Origin of the sequence: Brevundimonas sp. G8, assembly GCF_902506205.1 — a bacterium.
Lineage (GTDB): Bacteria > Pseudomonadota > Alphaproteobacteria > Caulobacterales > Caulobacteraceae > Brevundimonas.
In genome coordinates, this window is the sequence record NZ_LR732816.1 from 187,978 (window position 1) to 203,387 (window position 15,410).

At 66.4% G+C, this 15,410-nt stretch carries 16 protein-coding genes; 10 read left to right on the forward strand and 6 right to left on the reverse strand.

All coding sequences use genetic code 11. The annotated features are described in order from the left end of the window. Positions 1 to 10 precede the first annotated feature (10 nt). Positions 11 to 2,086 (forward strand): TonB-dependent siderophore receptor, encoded by a 2,076-nt coding sequence (locus CHRYSEO8AT_RS00920; protein WP_159844958.1) that lies wholly within the window; start codon positions 11 to 13, stop codon positions 2,084 to 2,086. Positions 2,087 to 2,095: 9 nt separating this feature from the next. On the opposite strand, the gene cysE is transcribed toward CHRYSEO8AT_RS00920, so the two are convergent. Then, positions 2,096 to 2,923, reverse strand: a complete 828-nt coding sequence (cysE, locus tag CHRYSEO8AT_RS00925) for a serine O-acetyltransferase (RefSeq protein ID WP_159844961.1) — start codon at positions 2,921 to 2,923, stop codon at positions 2,096 to 2,098. Positions 2,924 to 2,943: 20 nt separating this feature from the next. After that, positions 2,944 to 3,570, reverse strand: coding sequence for an NUDIX hydrolase (locus tag CHRYSEO8AT_RS00930; RefSeq protein ID WP_159844964.1), 627 nt, complete (start codon positions 3,568 to 3,570; stop codon positions 2,944 to 2,946). A 45-nt stretch (positions 3,571 to 3,615) separates the two neighbouring features. On the opposite strand from CHRYSEO8AT_RS00930, the gene CHRYSEO8AT_RS00935 reads away from it, so the two are divergent. Continuing rightward, positions 3,616 to 4,209, forward strand: a complete 594-nt coding sequence (locus CHRYSEO8AT_RS00935) for a nitroreductase (RefSeq protein WP_159844966.1) — start codon at positions 3,616 to 3,618, stop codon at positions 4,207 to 4,209. Between the two features lie 72 nt (positions 4,210 to 4,281). Then, positions 4,282 to 4,944 (forward strand): DedA family protein, encoded by a 663-nt coding sequence (locus CHRYSEO8AT_RS00940; RefSeq protein WP_159844969.1) that lies wholly within the window; start codon positions 4,282 to 4,284, stop codon positions 4,942 to 4,944. Here CHRYSEO8AT_RS00940 and CHRYSEO8AT_RS00945 read toward each other — a convergent pair. Together CHRYSEO8AT_RS00945 and queF are read right to left on the reverse strand one after the other, a co-directional pair. After that, on the reverse strand, positions 4,916 to 5,788 hold the full coding sequence (locus tag CHRYSEO8AT_RS00945; RefSeq protein ID WP_159844971.1) for a DUF817 domain-containing protein: 873 nt from the start codon (positions 5,786 to 5,788) through the stop codon (positions 4,916 to 4,918). The genes CHRYSEO8AT_RS00940 and CHRYSEO8AT_RS00945 overlap by 29 nt on opposite strands. Before the next feature lie 160 nt (positions 5,789 to 5,948). Then, positions 5,949 to 6,410: a preQ(1) synthase gene (gene queF, locus CHRYSEO8AT_RS00950; protein WP_159851557.1), complete on the reverse strand. Its 462-nt coding sequence runs from the start codon at positions 6,408 to 6,410 to the stop codon at positions 5,949 to 5,951. Between the two features lie 543 nt (positions 6,411 to 6,953). Here queF and CHRYSEO8AT_RS00955 point away from each other — a divergent pair. The 5 genes from CHRYSEO8AT_RS00955 (at position 6,954) to CHRYSEO8AT_RS00975 (ending at position 9,518) form a co-directional block, all read left to right on the forward strand. Next, on the forward strand, positions 6,954 to 7,886 hold the full coding sequence (locus CHRYSEO8AT_RS00955) for a nitronate monooxygenase family protein (RefSeq protein ID WP_159844974.1): 933 nt from the start codon (positions 6,954 to 6,956) through the stop codon (positions 7,884 to 7,886). A 38-nt stretch (positions 7,887 to 7,924) separates the two neighbouring features. Beyond that, entirely contained in the window at positions 7,925 to 8,632 is a 708-nt protein-coding gene (locus CHRYSEO8AT_RS00960; protein ID WP_159844976.1) for a TorF family putative porin, read from the forward strand. A 174-nt stretch (positions 8,633 to 8,806) separates the two neighbouring features. Further along, positions 8,807 to 9,019 (forward strand): cold-shock protein, encoded by a 213-nt coding sequence (locus tag CHRYSEO8AT_RS00965; protein WP_008260450.1) that lies wholly within the window; start codon positions 8,807 to 8,809, stop codon positions 9,017 to 9,019. Between the two features lie 42 nt (positions 9,020 to 9,061). Beyond that, on the forward strand, positions 9,062 to 9,235 hold the full coding sequence (locus CHRYSEO8AT_RS00970; RefSeq protein WP_159844979.1) for a hypothetical protein: 174 nt from the start codon (positions 9,062 to 9,064) through the stop codon (positions 9,233 to 9,235). A gap of 25 nt (positions 9,236 to 9,260) precedes the next feature. Continuing rightward, positions 9,261 to 9,518 carry a hypothetical protein gene (locus CHRYSEO8AT_RS00975; protein WP_135195276.1) on the forward strand — a complete coding sequence of 86 codons (258 nt, stop codon included), beginning with the start codon at positions 9,261 to 9,263 and terminating at the stop codon, positions 9,516 to 9,518. 2 nt (positions 9,519 to 9,520) lie between these two features. Here CHRYSEO8AT_RS00975 and CHRYSEO8AT_RS00980 read toward each other — a convergent pair whose 3' ends face one another. Together CHRYSEO8AT_RS00980 and CHRYSEO8AT_RS00985 are read right to left on the reverse strand one after the other, a co-directional pair. Further along, a complete protein-coding gene (locus tag CHRYSEO8AT_RS00980; protein WP_159844981.1) occupies positions 9,521 to 10,684 on the reverse strand; it encodes a cystathionine gamma-synthase in 1,164 nt (387 codons plus the stop codon). A 5-nt stretch (positions 10,685 to 10,689) separates the two neighbouring features. Further along, positions 10,690 to 12,090 (reverse strand): cystathionine beta-synthase, encoded by a 1,401-nt coding sequence (locus CHRYSEO8AT_RS00985; protein ID WP_159844984.1) that lies wholly within the window; start codon positions 12,088 to 12,090, stop codon positions 10,690 to 10,692. A gap of 118 nt (positions 12,091 to 12,208) precedes the next feature. On the opposite strand from CHRYSEO8AT_RS00985, the gene rnr reads away from it, so the two are divergent. Both rnr and CHRYSEO8AT_RS00995 read left to right on the forward strand, forming a co-directional pair. Further along, a complete protein-coding gene (gene rnr / locus CHRYSEO8AT_RS00990; protein ID WP_159844987.1) occupies positions 12,209 to 14,524 on the forward strand; it encodes a ribonuclease R in 2,316 nt (771 codons plus the stop codon). Positions 14,525 to 14,590: 66 nt separating this feature from the next. Beyond that, on the forward strand, positions 14,591 to 15,388 hold the full coding sequence (locus tag CHRYSEO8AT_RS00995) for a LuxR C-terminal-related transcriptional regulator (protein ID WP_159844990.1): 798 nt from the start codon (positions 14,591 to 14,593) through the stop codon (positions 15,386 to 15,388). The last annotated feature ends 22 nt before the right edge of the window (positions 15,389 to 15,410 follow it).

The following is a 15,410-nucleotide window of genomic DNA, read 5'->3' on the forward strand; positions in this document are numbered from 1 at the left end:
GGAGTTTGATTTGTCCCTCCTCATGAGCTGCGCCGGCGCGTGCCTGCTGGTCGCCGCCAACGCCCCAGCCCCTGCCCCCGTCGAAGCTGCCGAGCCTGCGACGGTGGGCGAGATCGTCGTCCTGGGCCGTCGTCAGGCGCCGCGCGACCTGACCCTGGGCGCCGGGCCGGTGACGGAGGCCATGTCGCCGTCCAGCCGCTCCATCGAGAACGACCTGATCAAGGCCGTGGGCGCCACGCGCTTGGCCGACGCCCTGGAGCTGGTCAGCGGCGTCAGCCAGCAGAACAATCGCGGCGGGGTGATGGACAACTTCGCCATCCGAGGTTTCCTCGGCACACCTGACGGCGGGGCGGAATATTATGTCGACGGCTTCCTGGCCAACCGCGGCATGGCCCCGCCGCGCGACCCAGCGACGGCCGAACGGATCGAGGTGCTGAAGGGGCCGTCCGGCGCCCTGTTCGGCGACATCGACCCGGCGGGACGCGTCAACATCGTGTCCAAGACCCCACGATTCGTCACCGGCGCCGTCTTCACCGCCACGGTCGGCTCATTCGGCCTGAGGCGCGGCGAACTGGACCTGACCGGCACGATCTCGGAAACCCTGGCCGGACGGCTGGTGGTTGCGGGCGAGACCTCAAGCGGCTGGCGCGATCATGTCGGCCTGAACCGCACGGTGATCGCTCCGTCCCTGACCTGGCGGCCCAACGACGATCTGCGCCTGACCTATGTGGGCGAGTTCACGACCTTCACCACCCTGTTCGACCGGGGGATGCCGGCGATCAACGGCGACGCCCTGGCCCTGCCGGAATCGAACTATTACGGCGAGCCCGGCGACGGCGTGACCCGGTTCCGTAATGAGCGGCACCAGATCACCGGCGAATACCGCATCAACGATGGCTGGAGCCTGAACGGCGGCGTCGCCTGGCGCGGCGGCTCGCTGAAGGGCCTGTCCAGCGATCACTCTCGCCTGGTCGGCGACACGCTGTGGCGCCAACGCCGGGGCCGCGACTTTACGGTCGAGGACCGGTCGGCCCGGATGGAGCTCAACGGCGTAGTCGCGACCGGCTTGGGCGTCCACAACCTCGGCTTCGGGGTGAAGGCCTATCAGCTGACTTATGGCGAGAAGTGGCTGCGCATCAATCCGACCGCCGCCAATCCCTATCCGATCAACGTGTTCAATCCCGTCTATGGCGCGGTGACGCCGCCGACGCCCCTGCCCTTCACCGACAATCTGGAAACCCGCGAGGTCGTCACCCTCTACGCCCAGGACCTGTGGGAGGTGAATGACCGTCTCAGCCTGCTGGCCGGCCTGCGGTTCGACGACTACGACCAGACCATCCGCAACAACCGTACCGGCGCCGTTGGCGAGGCCAGCGACACGCCGCTGAAATACCGCTTCGCCGCCCGCTACCGACTGACCGACAACCTGACCGCTCACGCCAGCTATGGCCAGTCCTTCGTGCTGAACTCAGGCACGGGCCGCAACGGTTCGGGCTTCGCGCCCGAGGACGGCAAGGGTTACGAGATCGGCCTGGCCGGCGCCTGGGACGGGCTGGATCTGGCGGCCACCGTCTTCGACATCGAGAAGTCGAACATCCTGACCACCGACCCGGTCGACCCCAACTACCTGGCCCCGGTCGGCAAGCTGACGACGCGCGGGATCGAGTTGGACGGGTCCCTGCGGATCGACGACGCGTGGCAGGTGGTGGCCAACTACGGCTGGACCGACGCCACGGCCGACGACAGCGCCTTCGCCACCGACGCCGTGCTGAACGTGCCCGAACACTCGGGCTCGCTGTTCGCCATCGGCCGCTTCGCCACGGCGCACGGCACAACCTGGTCGGTGATGGCCGGCGCCGCCTACGTCGGAGATAGAGCCGGCGCCCTGACGCTGAACCCGGTGCGCCTGCCCGCCTATTGGAAGGCCAAGGCGGCGCTGGACTACGGCCTGACGCCCCAGGTCACGGCACGGATCGAGGTCGACAACCTGTTCGACGAACGCTACGCCGCCAGCTCCTACAGCGCCCTGTGGATCTTCCCCGGCGCGCCCCGCAGCGTCCGTGCCTCGCTCAGGATCGCCCTGTGAGGCGCCCGCTCAGATGACGAAGTCGTACACCACATCGGCCAGGGTGTGATCCATCGTCCGGGCCGGTTCGGCGTTGGTCGGGCAGTTGACCAGGCGGGCCGGCACCCCCGCCACGGTGCAGCCGGACGGCACGGCCTTCAGCACCACGGAGCCGGAGGCCACCTTGGCGTAGTCGCCGACGTGGATATTGCCCAGCACCTTGGCCCCGGCGCCCAGCAGGACGCCCTTGCCGATCTTGGGGTGGCGGTCGCCGCGATCCGCGCCCGTCCCGCCCAGGGTCACGCCGTGCAGCATGGAGACGTCGTCGCCGACCACCGCCGTCTCGCCGATGACGATGCCGGTGCCGTGGTCGAGGAACAGCCCCTTGCCCAGTTGCGCGCCCGGATGGATGTCCACCTGGAACAGCTCCGAAATCCGGCTCTGGAAGTGGAAGGCCAGCGTCTCGCGCCCCTGCCCCCACAGCCAGTGCGCCACGCGCCAGCCCTGAAGCGCCTGGAAGCCTTTGAAATACAGGAACGGCTGCAACAGGTTGCGGATCGCCGGGTCGCGTTCGGCGACCGCCTGCAGGTCCGCTTCCGCCGCCTCGACCATAACCGGATCGGCCTTAAACGCTGACAGGCAGACCTCGCGCACCGACATGGCGCTCATCTCGCCGTCCGCCAGCTTGCGCGCGATCTGGAAGCTGAGCGCGCCGGCCAGATCGTCATGCGACAGGATCACCGCATTCATCTGCGAGCCCAGTTGCGGCTCCTCGCGCGAGGCGGCCTCGGCCGAGGCGCGCAGCTGGCGCCACACGCTGTCGGTTTCGGTCTCCGCGACGATTTCAAGCTTGGCCATGACCGGCTCCTTCGTACTCATCATACGCGCCCCAACATCGCCTGCGCCAGCGCCGGCGGCAGTTCGCCGTTCATCGCCATATGATAGGCCTTGTACGCCGTCGCCACCGTCAGACTGTCGCGCACCGTCCCGCGCCCGATCTCGTCAAGCAGATCCAGGAACGACACGCGCACCACGGCGATGATCTCGGTCGGGTCCGGCGCAACGGCCGCAGGGCTCAGGCCCCAGGCGATCCAGGTCATGCCGATCTCGTCGGTGATGGAGTTGGACATCTCGACGGTCAAGGCCGGCAGCCAATGATCGGCTTCCAGCCCCGCCTCCTCGACCAGTTCGCGCCGGACCCCATCGAACGGATCCTCGTCCAGAGGCGCGCCGCCTTCCGGCATTTCCCAAGAATAGTTGCCCAGGGCGAACCGCTGCTGGCCCACCAGGGTCACCGTGCCGTCGTCATGCACGGGCAGGACGCCGGTCCCGACATTCTTGAACCGCACTACGGCATAGTCGGCCGCATGCCCCGTCGGCGCCGTCGCCGGATGCCGGGTCAGGGTCATCCACGGGCTGTCGAACAGGGTTTCGGTTCCGTCGCTGCGCCACGCGGGCGGCTTGGACAGGCCCTTCGCCCATTTCGGTTCGTCGGAAATCTTCATGATTCACCTATGGCGAAGCCGGGGCCGAAAACCTAGCTAGACAGCATGACCGCGCTCAACGAACCGCTGCCCCTGCCCGTTCCGTCGCAGGCCTTTCTCGACCGGCTGGCGACGCGCCGTTCGGCCCCGGCACAGGCCCTGGTCGCGCCCGGCCCGTCCGAGGCGGAGCTGGAGCAGATCCTGACCCTGGGCGCCCGCACCCCGGACCATGGCAAGCTGTTCCCCTGGCGGTTCGTGGTCATGGGGCCGCAATCGCGCGCCGAGATCGCCGAGCGTCTGGCGCTGCTGGCCGAACTGCACAACCGACCGGCCAAGGATCAGGCGGTCCTGGCCAAGCTGACAGCCGCCCCCCTCACCATTCTGGTCGTCTCGACCCCGATCCCCGACGCCAAGCCCATCTGGGAACAGCAGCTCTCGGCCGGGGCGGTGTGCATGAACCTGGAACACGCAGCTGGCGGTCTTGGCTATTCCTCCAGCTGGATCACCGACTGGTACAGCTATGACGCCCAGGCCACTCGGCTGTTCGGCCTGACCGAGGGCGAGACCGTCGCCGGCTTCATCCATATCGGAACCCTGACCGAGCCGCCTCTGGAACGCCCCCGCCCGGATATCGCCGCCAAGGTCACACGCCTGCCGTAAGCCGGTGACATAAGGTCGCCCCGCGCCGGTTAGACCTCGACCGACCCCGCCTTTCTCCCCCAAGGCCTACGTATGGATTCCCTGTTGCAAGCCGTGGGCGACTTCATCGCCCGCAACCATATGTGGGCCGGCGTCCTGTTGGGCCTGGTCACCTTCTTCGAGTCGCTGGCCGTCATAGGCGCCTTCGTGCCCGCCACCGGCCTGCTGGTCGCAGCGGGCGGGCTGATCGCGGCGGGGGTGCTGGACCCGGTCAACGTCATCGTCGGCTGCGTCGTCGGCGCCGTAATCGGCGACGCCGTCTCCTACTGGGCGGGGCGCCGTCTGGGATTCCGCTTCCTGCAGCGCCCAATGTTCAAGCCGCACCGTCGCCGCATCGCCTGGACGCGCCTGTACTGCCGTCGCTACGGCATCCTGTCGATCTTCGTCGGCCGCTTCTTCGGCCCCTTGCGCGCCTTCGTGCCCCTGACGCTGGGGATGCTCAGGATGCGCCAGAGGTCGTTCCAGTTCGGCAATGTGACCTCCGGCATCGTCTGGGTGCTGGCCATGCTGGCGCCCGGCTATCTTGCGGCTCAGGGCCTGGCCAAGATGGAGGTCCTCAGCGAGGCCCACGGCCCCACCCTGCTGATCGGCGCCATCGCCCTGGCCATCCTGGTCGTCGCGGTCGCCTATCGCCTGATCAAGGCCCGCATGAGCCGCAAGTCCGCCATCATGCGCGGGGCGCTGGAGAGCCGCTGACTTCCTCCTCCGACCGGTGGACGATGGACACCAGCACGACCGAGATGATCATCAGCAGGAACCAGCTGCCCAGCTTGGCCAGGGACACCATCTCCCACCCCGCCTCCTGCCCCGGATAGACCCAGGCCCGCCCCAGCGTGCCCAGGTTTTCGGCGAACCAGATGAACAGCGCCACCAGCCCGTATCCCAGCAGCAGCGGCATCGACCGCCTGCGCCGGTCCGCCGTGAAATAGAACCACCCTCGCCCGAACAGCAGCACGGTCGCCGCGAACAGCGCGATCCGCACGTCAGGCAGCCAGTGATGGGCGAAGAAGTTCACATAGATCGCCGCCGCCAGCACCCAGGTCGTCCACAGCGGCGGATACCCTCGCACCCGGATATGGAAGATGCGCTGAACCCGCGCGATATAGCTGCCCACCGCCGCATACATGAAGCCCGAGAACAGCGGCACCGCCCCGATCCGCAGCAGACTGTCCTCGGGATAGATCCACGATCCGTGCGCGGTCTTGAACAGCTCCATGATCGTCCCAGCCACATGGAACAGGAAGATCACCCGCGCCTCCTCCCAACTCTCCAGCCTGAACGCCAGCATCGCCGCCTGGATCAGCACCGCCCCGACCGCCAGAAAGTCGTAGCGCGACACCGGCGCCCCCTCCGGCCAGAACAGGAATGTGCCCAGGATCAAGCCCAGCATCAGCCCCCCGAACAGACACGCCCACCCCTGCTTCAGCCCGAACCACAGGAACTCGTAGGCATAGCGACGCGGACGGGATTGGTCAGCCCAAGTCTCGGCCCGCGTGAGGTGGCGGCGGCCCCAGGCTTCGAGAGGGAGGCGGCGGGTCATCCCTTCGTTCAAAATCGTCACTCCTCCTCGTCATCCTCGGGCTTGACCCGAGGATCAGACGCTCCGCCAGGTTGCCGTGACACCCATCGCACTATCGCCGGATAATTCGATCCTCGGGTCAAGCCCGAGTATGACGGCGAGCGAGAGCAAAGCGTTCGCCTTATCCCCGCCCACGATACGTCGGCACGCCCTGATCCGGCAGCCACAGCCCCTCCGGCGCCACGCCCGTCTGCCAGAAGACGTCGATCGGAATGCCGCCGCGCGGGTACCAGTAGCCGCCGATCCTCAGCCATTTGGGCGCCAACAGGTCGGCCAGCTTTCGGCCGATGGCGACGGTGCAGTCCTCGTGGAAGGCGCCGTGGTTGCGAAAACTGGTCAGGTACAGTTTCAGGCTCTTGGACTCGACCAGCCAGTCGCCCGGCGCATAGTCGATGACGATGTGGGCGAAGTCCGGCTGGCCCGTCACCGGGCACAGGCTGGTGAACTCGGGCGCCGTGAACCGGGCCAGATAGAGCGTGTCCGCATGCGGGTTCGGCACCCGCTCCAGCACGGCCGTCTCGGGGCTGGTCGGTGCGGCGGTCTGGGCGCCGAGCTGGCTGAGGTTGTCGGTATAGTGGGTCATGCGGGGCATTTAGGCGCTTGCAGCGCGTATGAAAATCCTCCCCCACCAGACTTCCCTCTCCCGGCGGGAGAGGGCTTGAGCGCCCGAGAGCGCAGCGATCAGTCTTGCGCGAAAGGTGTAGGGGTTACGCTGTTCGACGCGATCAGCACCGTAACCCCTCATCCGGCCCTTTGGGCCACCTTCTCCCTCAGGGAGAAGGGACAACATCAGGCCACCCATCCTTCTTCCCGAAAACTTCTCCCGCCGTTTCAACGCCCTCACGCCCACCAGCGTCATTCGACCAACCGCCCCCGCAAACGCCCATACAATGCGAGGTTTCAGCCAAGAGGGCGAAATGTCGAACCCGCGAAGCCCAACCCCGCCCGCGAAATTGCACTTCCTTGCACATTGCACTCCATTCCCGCGTGCAAGTGCAATTTCAACTCACCCCCGAGATTAGACGAATTAGACTCATTTTTTTGCCCCGCCGTCTGAACTCCTCCCGATTGCCTTCCCCGGCGACAGCCCGCTAAGCGTAGCGAAAGAAAACTCCAGGAGACGCCCGTGGCCATTCCCGCTTCGCTGCAAAAAGGTCTGATCCTGCCGATCATTTCGGCGCCCATGTTCCTGGTCTCCGGGCCAGACCTGGTGGTCGAGGCCTGTAATGCGGGGGTGATCGGCACCTTCCCGTCGCTGAACCAGCGCACGACCGAGGGCTATCGCGACTGGATTCACGAGATCAAGGGCCGACTGACGCCCGAGGCCGCCGCCTTCGGCGTCAACCACATCGTCCACCCGACCAACCCGCGCCTGATGGCCGACATGATGGTGTCGGTCGAGGAGAAGGTGCCGCTGATCATCACTTCGCTGGGCGCCGTGCGCGACGTGGTCGATGCGGTGCACGGCTATGGCGGTCAGGTCTTCCACGACATCGCCAACATCCGTCATGCGAGAAAGGCGGCCGAGGCGGGCGTCGACGGTCTGATCCTGGTCGCCAACGGCGCGGGCGGCCATGCGGGGATCATCAACCCGTTCGCCCTGGTCAACGAGGTCCGCAGCTTCTTCAAGGGGACCATCATCTTGTCGGGCGCCCTCTCGACGGGACAAGATGTCGCGGCGGCGCTGATGCTGGGCGCCGACTTCGCCTATATGGGCACCCGCTTCATCAACACGACCGAGGCGATGGCGCCCGAGGCCTACAAGCAGATGGTGATCGACAGCGGCTCGACCGACATCGTCCACACCCCGGCGGTCTCGGGCATCCCGGCCAACTTCATGAGCAAGTCGTTGATCGACAACGGAATCGACCCCAAACACCTGCCTGAGCACAAGCTGGATATGGGCGACGAGGCCAAGGCTTGGAAAACCGTCTGGTCCGCCGGCCAGGGCGCGGGCGCCATCCACGACGTCCTGCCGACCGCCGAACTGGTCGCGCGCCTGCGACAGGAGTTCGCTCAGGCTACGGATGAATTCGCCATCAAGACCGGAGCGCGCTAAAGGCGGCGCCAATCCGCATCTCGCGCGTTGGAGCCGCCATGATCCGCACCACCGTCCTCACCGCCCTTTCCGCCGCCTTGGCCGCCTTCGTCACCCCTGCGGCGGCCCAGTCCATCTCGGGCCCCTCCGCTCGCGAAGCCTGGTCGTTCGAACTGGGCGCGGGAACGGACAACCGCTCCAAGAACGCGTCCAAGTCCGGCAATGATGGCTATGTCTACGGCTCGGCGATCTGGGAAAGCGAAAACGGCCTGTTCTACGCCGGCCCCGGCTTCGAAACGATCCAGGCGGGCGGCTCCAACGTCGAGGCCGAGTTCGTGGTCGGCTATCAGCCCGAGGCCTTCGGCTACCGCTTCGATTTCAACGCGACCTACAAGAACCGCCCGGACGCCGAGGCCGGCTATGACGAGGACGGCTGGGAGTTCACCGGCAACGCCAGCCGCTCCATCGGCCCGGCCAGCGCGCGCCTTCAGGTCCAGTATTCGCCCGACGCCGCCGGCTCGACTGACAGCTTCACCTGGATCGAGGGCCGCGTGGGCTGGGACTTCACCAACCGCCTGAACGGCACGGTCGCCGTCGGCCGTCGCGAGCAGAACGGCGCGCCCGACTACACGGGCTGGAACGCCGGCGTGACCTATGCGGTGACAGACACGCTGGACCTTGACCTGCGCTACTACGACACCGACGCCCACACCTTCGGCGAGCAGTACGAAGACGCCCTGGTCGCCAAGGTCGCCTACGCCTTCTGAGGGCGCGCCTTGCGGAAAGGGCGTTTCAGGCCCATATAGGGCCTGTCGATCTCTCTGCGTAACGCCGCTGCTCCCTTTGCATCACGCACCGAGGTCCAAAAGCCGATCCCATTCAGACCCGACAGGCCGACCAGGGATCCCTCCCTGCGGTCAACGCCAGACGGAGGTCTCCAAATGGCTACCGGCACTGTAAAATGGTACAACCCCACCAAAGGCTACGGCTTCATCGCTCCCGATGACGGCGGCAAGGATGTCTTCGTCCACGCCTCGGCCGTCGAAACGTCGAGCGTTGGTTCGCTGAACGAAGGCCAGAAGATTTCCTACGAAATCGAACGCGACTCGCGCTCCGGCAAGGAATCCGCTGGTCGCCTTACGGCGGCAGAGTAGGACACGCTTCTCAACACGCACGCCATCGCTTTTGATGGCGTCGTGACGAAGCACCTGCCTCTAGGCGGCCGCAAGGTCCGCCTGGACAACGGCCACGTCGTCACGGTCCTGCCCTCGCTCGGTTCGCCTAACGGCTTATCCCTGCTGGGCGACCGTGTCGTGGTCGAGATCGCCTTCAATCAGCTGAAGGGCTGGCGCCTCGCGCGCCGGCCCTGAAGCCCGTTCCATCAGGACGTGACCCATGACGACCCTCGCCGAAAAAATCCCGACGATGACCGACGCCGACCTCAACAGCCTGCGCGCCAACGCCACTCGCCTGGCCGAAACCGGCGCCTCGACTCAAGTGATGGCCGCCGCTGACATCCTGCCTGTGATCGACACCGAGATCGCTCGCCGCGCCGCCCTGCCCAAGGCCGCCAAGGCGCCGGTGAAGCGCGCCGCCCCCAAGAAGAAGCTGCCGCCCGTCACTGGCCACCAAACCGCCCTACCCTCCAGCTGAGATCAGCCCAGGGCCTGATCCAGATCCGCGATCAGGTCCTCGACGTTCTCGACCCCGACCGATAGCCGGAACAGGTTGTCGGTCACGCCGCCCGCCTCGCGCACCTCCTTGGGCACGCTGGCGTGGGTCATGATCGCCGGGTGGTTCACCAGGCTCTCGACCCCGCCCAGCGACTCCGCCAAGGTGAAGACCTCGACCCGCTCCAGCACGCGTTTCGTGCGCTCTAGGTCACCCTCCAGGATCACCGTCACCATCCCCCCATAGCCGCCGCTCATCTGACGCGCGGCCAGCTCATGCTGCGGGTGGGCGATCAGGCCGGGATAGATGACCTTGGCCACCCCCGGGCGCGTCTCCAGCCACCGCGCCACCGTCAGGGCGTTCTCGCAGTGCGCCTTCATCCGCAGCGCCAGGGTCTTCAGCCCCCGGTTGGCCAGGAAGGCGTCGAACGGCCCCATGATCCCGCCGACCGAGTTCTGCAGGAACTTGATCCGCGTCGCCAGGTCGGGATCGGCCGTCACCAGCACCCCGCCGATGATGTCCGAATGGCCGTTCAGGTATTTGGTCGCCGAATGCATCACCACGTCCGCCCCCAAGCTCAACGGCTGCTGGCAGAAGGGTGTGGCGAAGGTGTTGTCGACGATCAGCAGCAGGCCATGCGCCTTGGCCACCTTCGACAGGGCAGAGATGTCGGCCAGCTTCATCAACGGGTTGGTCGGCGTCTCGACCCACAGCATCTTCGTCTTGGACGTAATGGCCGCCTCGACCGCGGCGATGTCGCTCAGGTCCACATAGGCGAAGTCCAGTCCCATGGTCCGCCGACGCACCCGCTCGAACAGCCGCCACGAACCGCCGTACAGGTCGTCGCCGGTGACGATGTGATCGCCCGCGTCCAGCAGTTCCAGCGCCGTCGAGGTCGCCGCCATGCCCGAGCCGAAGCCGAACCCGTGCGTGCCGCCCTCCAGGTCCGCGATACAGGCCTCGAACGCTTCCCGCGTCGGGTTCTTGCCCCGCGCATACTCGTATCCCTTGTTCACGCCGGGGCTTTCCTGGGCATAGGTCGAGGTGGCGTAGATCGGCGTCATCACCGCACCCGTCGTCGGGTCGGGATGCTGCCCGGCATGGATGGCGCGGGTCGAAAACCCTTGGCTGTTCTTCTTGTCGGCCATGGTTCTTACCGGTTCAGGCTGAGGTGGTTGATCAGGTCGGTGCGGGTGATCAGGCCGACGAACTTTTCGCCGTCCAGCACGATGGCCACGCGATCACGGTCGAAGACCGGGATCAGGGCGTCCAGCGCCTCGTTGACCTGAACCGTGTCCAGATCGCGCGTCATGGCCGAGGCCACCGGCTTGGCGAACCGTTCCTTACGCGTGATCTCGTCGGTGTTCATCACATGGATCAGGTCGCTTTCGTCCAGGATGCCGACCAGCCTGCCGTCCTCGATGATCGGCAGCTGGGACACGTCGGCGCCCTTCATCCGCTTGAAGGCGGTGTCCAGGGTGTCGCCCGGCCCGGCGACGACCACGTCGCCCTTCTCGTATTTGCGGTTGATCAGGTCCGACAGGTCGCCGTGCAGCTCCCGCTCGCCCAGGCCCTGATCGGCCAGCCAGGCGTCGTTGTAGACCTTCGACAGATACTTGGCCCCGGTGTCGCAGACGAAGGTGACGCAGGTCTTGGCCTCGGTCTGCTCGCGGCACCAGCGCAGGGCCGTAGCGATCAGGGTGCCCGAGGACGACCCGGCCAGGATGCCTTCCTTCAGCAGCAGTTCGCGCGCCGTGGCGATCGCCTCGGCATCCGGGATGGAGTAGGCCTTGTCGATCAGGCTCATGTCCGCGGTGTCGGGCACGAAATTCTGGCCGATTCCCTCGACGGTATAGCTGCCGTCCGGTCCAGGCACGCCGTCGTTGACGATGCCGGCCAGGGTCGAACCCACCGGGTCGGCCAGGATGATCTGGGCCTTGGAGCCGACGCTCTTAAGGTAGCGCGCCACGCCGGTGATCGTGCCGCCCGAACCGATGCCGGCGACGAAGGCGTCGATATCGCCGCCCGCCTGCTCCCAGATCTCTGGCCCCGTCGTCTTCACATGGGCGTCGGCGTTCGACTGGTTGGCGAACTGGTTGACGTAATAGGCGCCGGGGATGGCCTGGGATAGACGCTCGGCCATGTCGGTGTAATATTCGGGATGTCCGTGCGGCACGTCTGAACGGGTCAGGCGAACATCAGCGCCCATAGCCCTGAGATGCTGGATCTTCTCCTTCGACATCTTGTCCGGAATGACCAGCAGCACCTTATAACCCCGCGCCCGGCCGACCAGCGTCAGCGCCAGGCCCGTATTGCCCGCCGTCGCCTCGACGATGGTGCCGCCTTCCTTCAGCCAGCCTTCCTTCTCGGCCGCATCAAGCATCTCGACGGCGATCCGGTCCTTGATCGACCCGCCGGGGTTCTGGGACTCCAGCTTGAGCAGCAGGCGGCACTTGCCGGTGTCGATCTTCGTCACCTCCACCATCGGCGTCTTGCCGATCAGATCCAGCGGCGACTTCACGGTCGCGCTCAGGGCGGGGGCATGCAGGGACATCGAAGACTCCATTCGGGGACGGCGGAAGCTGAAGCCCCGCATTCACTCGGTCAACTCACGCAAGATTTGACCCCCCAAGATTTACCCAAAGGCGCGGTTCCGCGCTACGAAAGACATAATGACCAATTCATCCAAGAGGCCGCCCGCCGGCCTGCCCGACAAAGACACCCTCCTCGCCTTCCTGCGCGAGGCCGGATCGGCCGAGAAGACCGATATCGCACGCCATTTCGGGCTGAAGGGCGGCGACCGCCGGGCCCTGCGCGAAATGATCCGCGAGCTTGAAGAAGAAGGCCGGCTGGGCAAGCGCGGCCGCAAGGGCTTTTCCGAGGCCGGCGCCCTGCCCCCCGTCGGCGTCGCCGACGTGATCGAACGCGACGGCGACGGCGAACTGTATGTCCGCCTGGTCGAGGCCAGCGCCGATGCGCCGCGCGCCATCCTGATGCCCGACAAGTCCAAACCCGGTCCTGCACCTGGCCTGGGCGACCGTGTCTTGGTCAAGTTCCAGCGCGGCGGCGACGGCTGGGAAGCCCGGCTGATCAAGAAGCTGGACGTGGGTACGAACCGCGTCCTGGGCGTCATCCGCAAGTCCGCGCGCGAGACCCGTGTCGAGCCGGTCGACCGCCGCTCAAAGGACGTGCTGCTGGTGCCCCAGGCCCAGTCGGGCGACCTGCGCGACGGCGACCTGGTGCTGGCCGCCATCGAAAAGGGCGAGCAGCGGTTCGGTCCCAAGCGCGGCAAGATCCTGGAACATATCGGCAAGGAGGATGACCCCCGCGCCGCCTCCCTGATCGCCATCTACGCCCATAGCATCCCGACAGGCTTCTCCGAAGCCGTCGAACGCGAGGCTGAGGATCAGGCCCTTCCGACGCTTAAGGGGCGCGAGGACCTGCGCGAGGTTCCCTTCATCACCATCGACCCCGCCGATGCGCGCGACCACGACGACGCCGTCTATGCGACCCGCGACGAGGATCCGAAGAACGAAGGCGGCTGGATCGTGTGGGTCGCCATCGCCGACGTCGCCGCCTATGTCCGCCCCGGCACCCATCTGGACCGCGAGGCCCGCGACAAGGGCAACTCGACCTACTTCCCCGACCGCGTCGAGCCGATGCTGCCGGAAGTGCTGTCGAACGGCCTGTGCAGCCTGAAGGAGGGCGAGAACCGCGCCTGCCTGGCCGTGCGGATGGTCTTCGACAAGGACGGCCGCAAGACCGGCCACAAGTTCGTGCGCGGCCTGATGCGGTCGCACGCCAAGCTCAGCTACGAACAGGCTCAGGCCGCCATCGACGGGCAAACGGACGACGCCACCGGCCCGATCATGGAGGCCATCCTCTATCCGCTGTGGAACGCCTACCACGCCATGCTGAAAGGCCGGCTGAAGCGCAGTCCGCTTCAGATCGAGTCGGCCGAACGCCGCATCCGTATGGCCCCGGACGGCGGCATCGCCTCCATCGAGAAGCGCGCCTCGCTGGAGGCGCACCGGCTGATCGAAGAGATGATGATCCAGGCCAATGTCTGCGCCGCCGAGACGCTGGAGCAGAAGAAGACGCCGCTCATTTACCGCATCCACGACACGCCCAGCCAGGAGAAGATCTTCAACCTGGCCGACTTCCTGTCCACCATCGGCAAGCCGTGGAATAAGGGTGAGCCGGGCACAACCAAGCGGTTCAACAAGCTGCTGGACGAGACTCGCGACACCGAACACGCCGACGTGGTCAACGAAGTGGTCCTGCGCAGCCAGATGCAGGCGATCTACAGCCCCGAGAACATCGGCCACTTCGGCCTGAACCTGGACCGCTACGCCCACTTCACCTCGCCGATCCGGCGCTACTCCGACCTGATCGTCCACCGCGGCCTGATCCGAGCGCTAGGGCTGGGCAAGGACGGGCTGACGGACCGCGAGATCGCCGAACTGCCGGCCATCGCCGAGGGCGTCACCATGACAGAGCGCCGCTCAATGGCCGCCGAGCGTGACGCCATGGACCGCTATATCGCCGCCTATCTGGAGGAGCACGTCGGGGCGACCTTCACCGGACGGATCACCGGCGTCACACGGTTCGGCCTGTTCATCCGACTGGACGAGACGGGCGCCGACGGCCTGGTCCCCGTCTCGACCCTGGGCAGCGAATATTTCACCCACGACGACCGCGCCCACGCCCTGGTCGGCGAACGCACCGGCAAGCGCTTCACCCTGGGCCGCAACGTCGAGGTCAAGCTGATGGAGGCCACTCCCGTCACCGGCGGCCTGGTGTTCGAAATGCTCAGCGAACCCGAGGCCCGCGATCCCAACGCCCCAGCCCCGCGCTATGGCGTCCGTGGACGCGGCGGCGACGGCCCGCCGATGCGCGGCAAGAACCGCCCCGGCGGTCCCAAGCCCGCAAAGGGCGGTCGCCCCTCCGGCGGCCTGAAGGGCGTGCGCAAGGGCAAGCGAAAATAGCTTCCCAAGTTTTTGGGGAGGCGCGCGACAAGGCGGCTGGTCATAGTGGCCCCAAGGAGCGTGCGAATGACTTTGGGCGACACTTCTGTTCTGGACCATCTGAACAGCGCGGAGCGCGATATCCTGACGCTGCTGGCGCAAGGCCACACGGCCAAGTCGATCGCGATGGTTCGTGAAGTGTCGGTGGCGGGAGTCAACGAGCGCCTGCGTTCGGCGCGGCGAAAGACCGGCATCGGCAGTAGTCGCGAGTTGGCTCGCCTCGTGGCGGGTCAAGAAAATCGTCACGACTTAATCGATCTGGGCGCCTCACCAGCCCAACCTGCAACCTCTCCTCGTCCCGACGCACCGCGCCGTGCGTCATCCCTACGATGGAGATTTCCCATGACCGCCGCCGTCCTTATCGCTGCCGCGATCCTAGCTCAGCAAACATCCGTCGCACCGAGGCCGGATCGGCAGACTTCGCCGGCCGCCGAGGCGCTTTTTGCGCCGCGCTCACCGGAGCCCGACATCTCTGCTCTGCACGCCGAGGTCATGGGCGGAGGCGTGGACCCTGCCTGGTCTGCCACCACCGAAACCGTGCTTCGAAAGATTTACGACCAAGCTATCGCTCCCGGTTCGCTGGCTTCCTTCGAGGTCACGTGCAGCGCCTCTCTGTGCGAACTGATCGGTGTCGGCCGCCCAGGCCTCATCGACGAAGCGGTCACGGTCTTTACCGAGGCGGTTCAAGGGCCAGAGGTCAACCAGGCCGTCGGCGCGCTTGGCCTACGCTCCGTGATGAACAGCTTCACGGTGACGCGAGACGATGCGGTGAAGGGCGAATCTTCCGTCATGATCTTCGCCGCATATTGGCGTCGCATCGAATAGGCGCCGCGCTTTCCTTGACGGT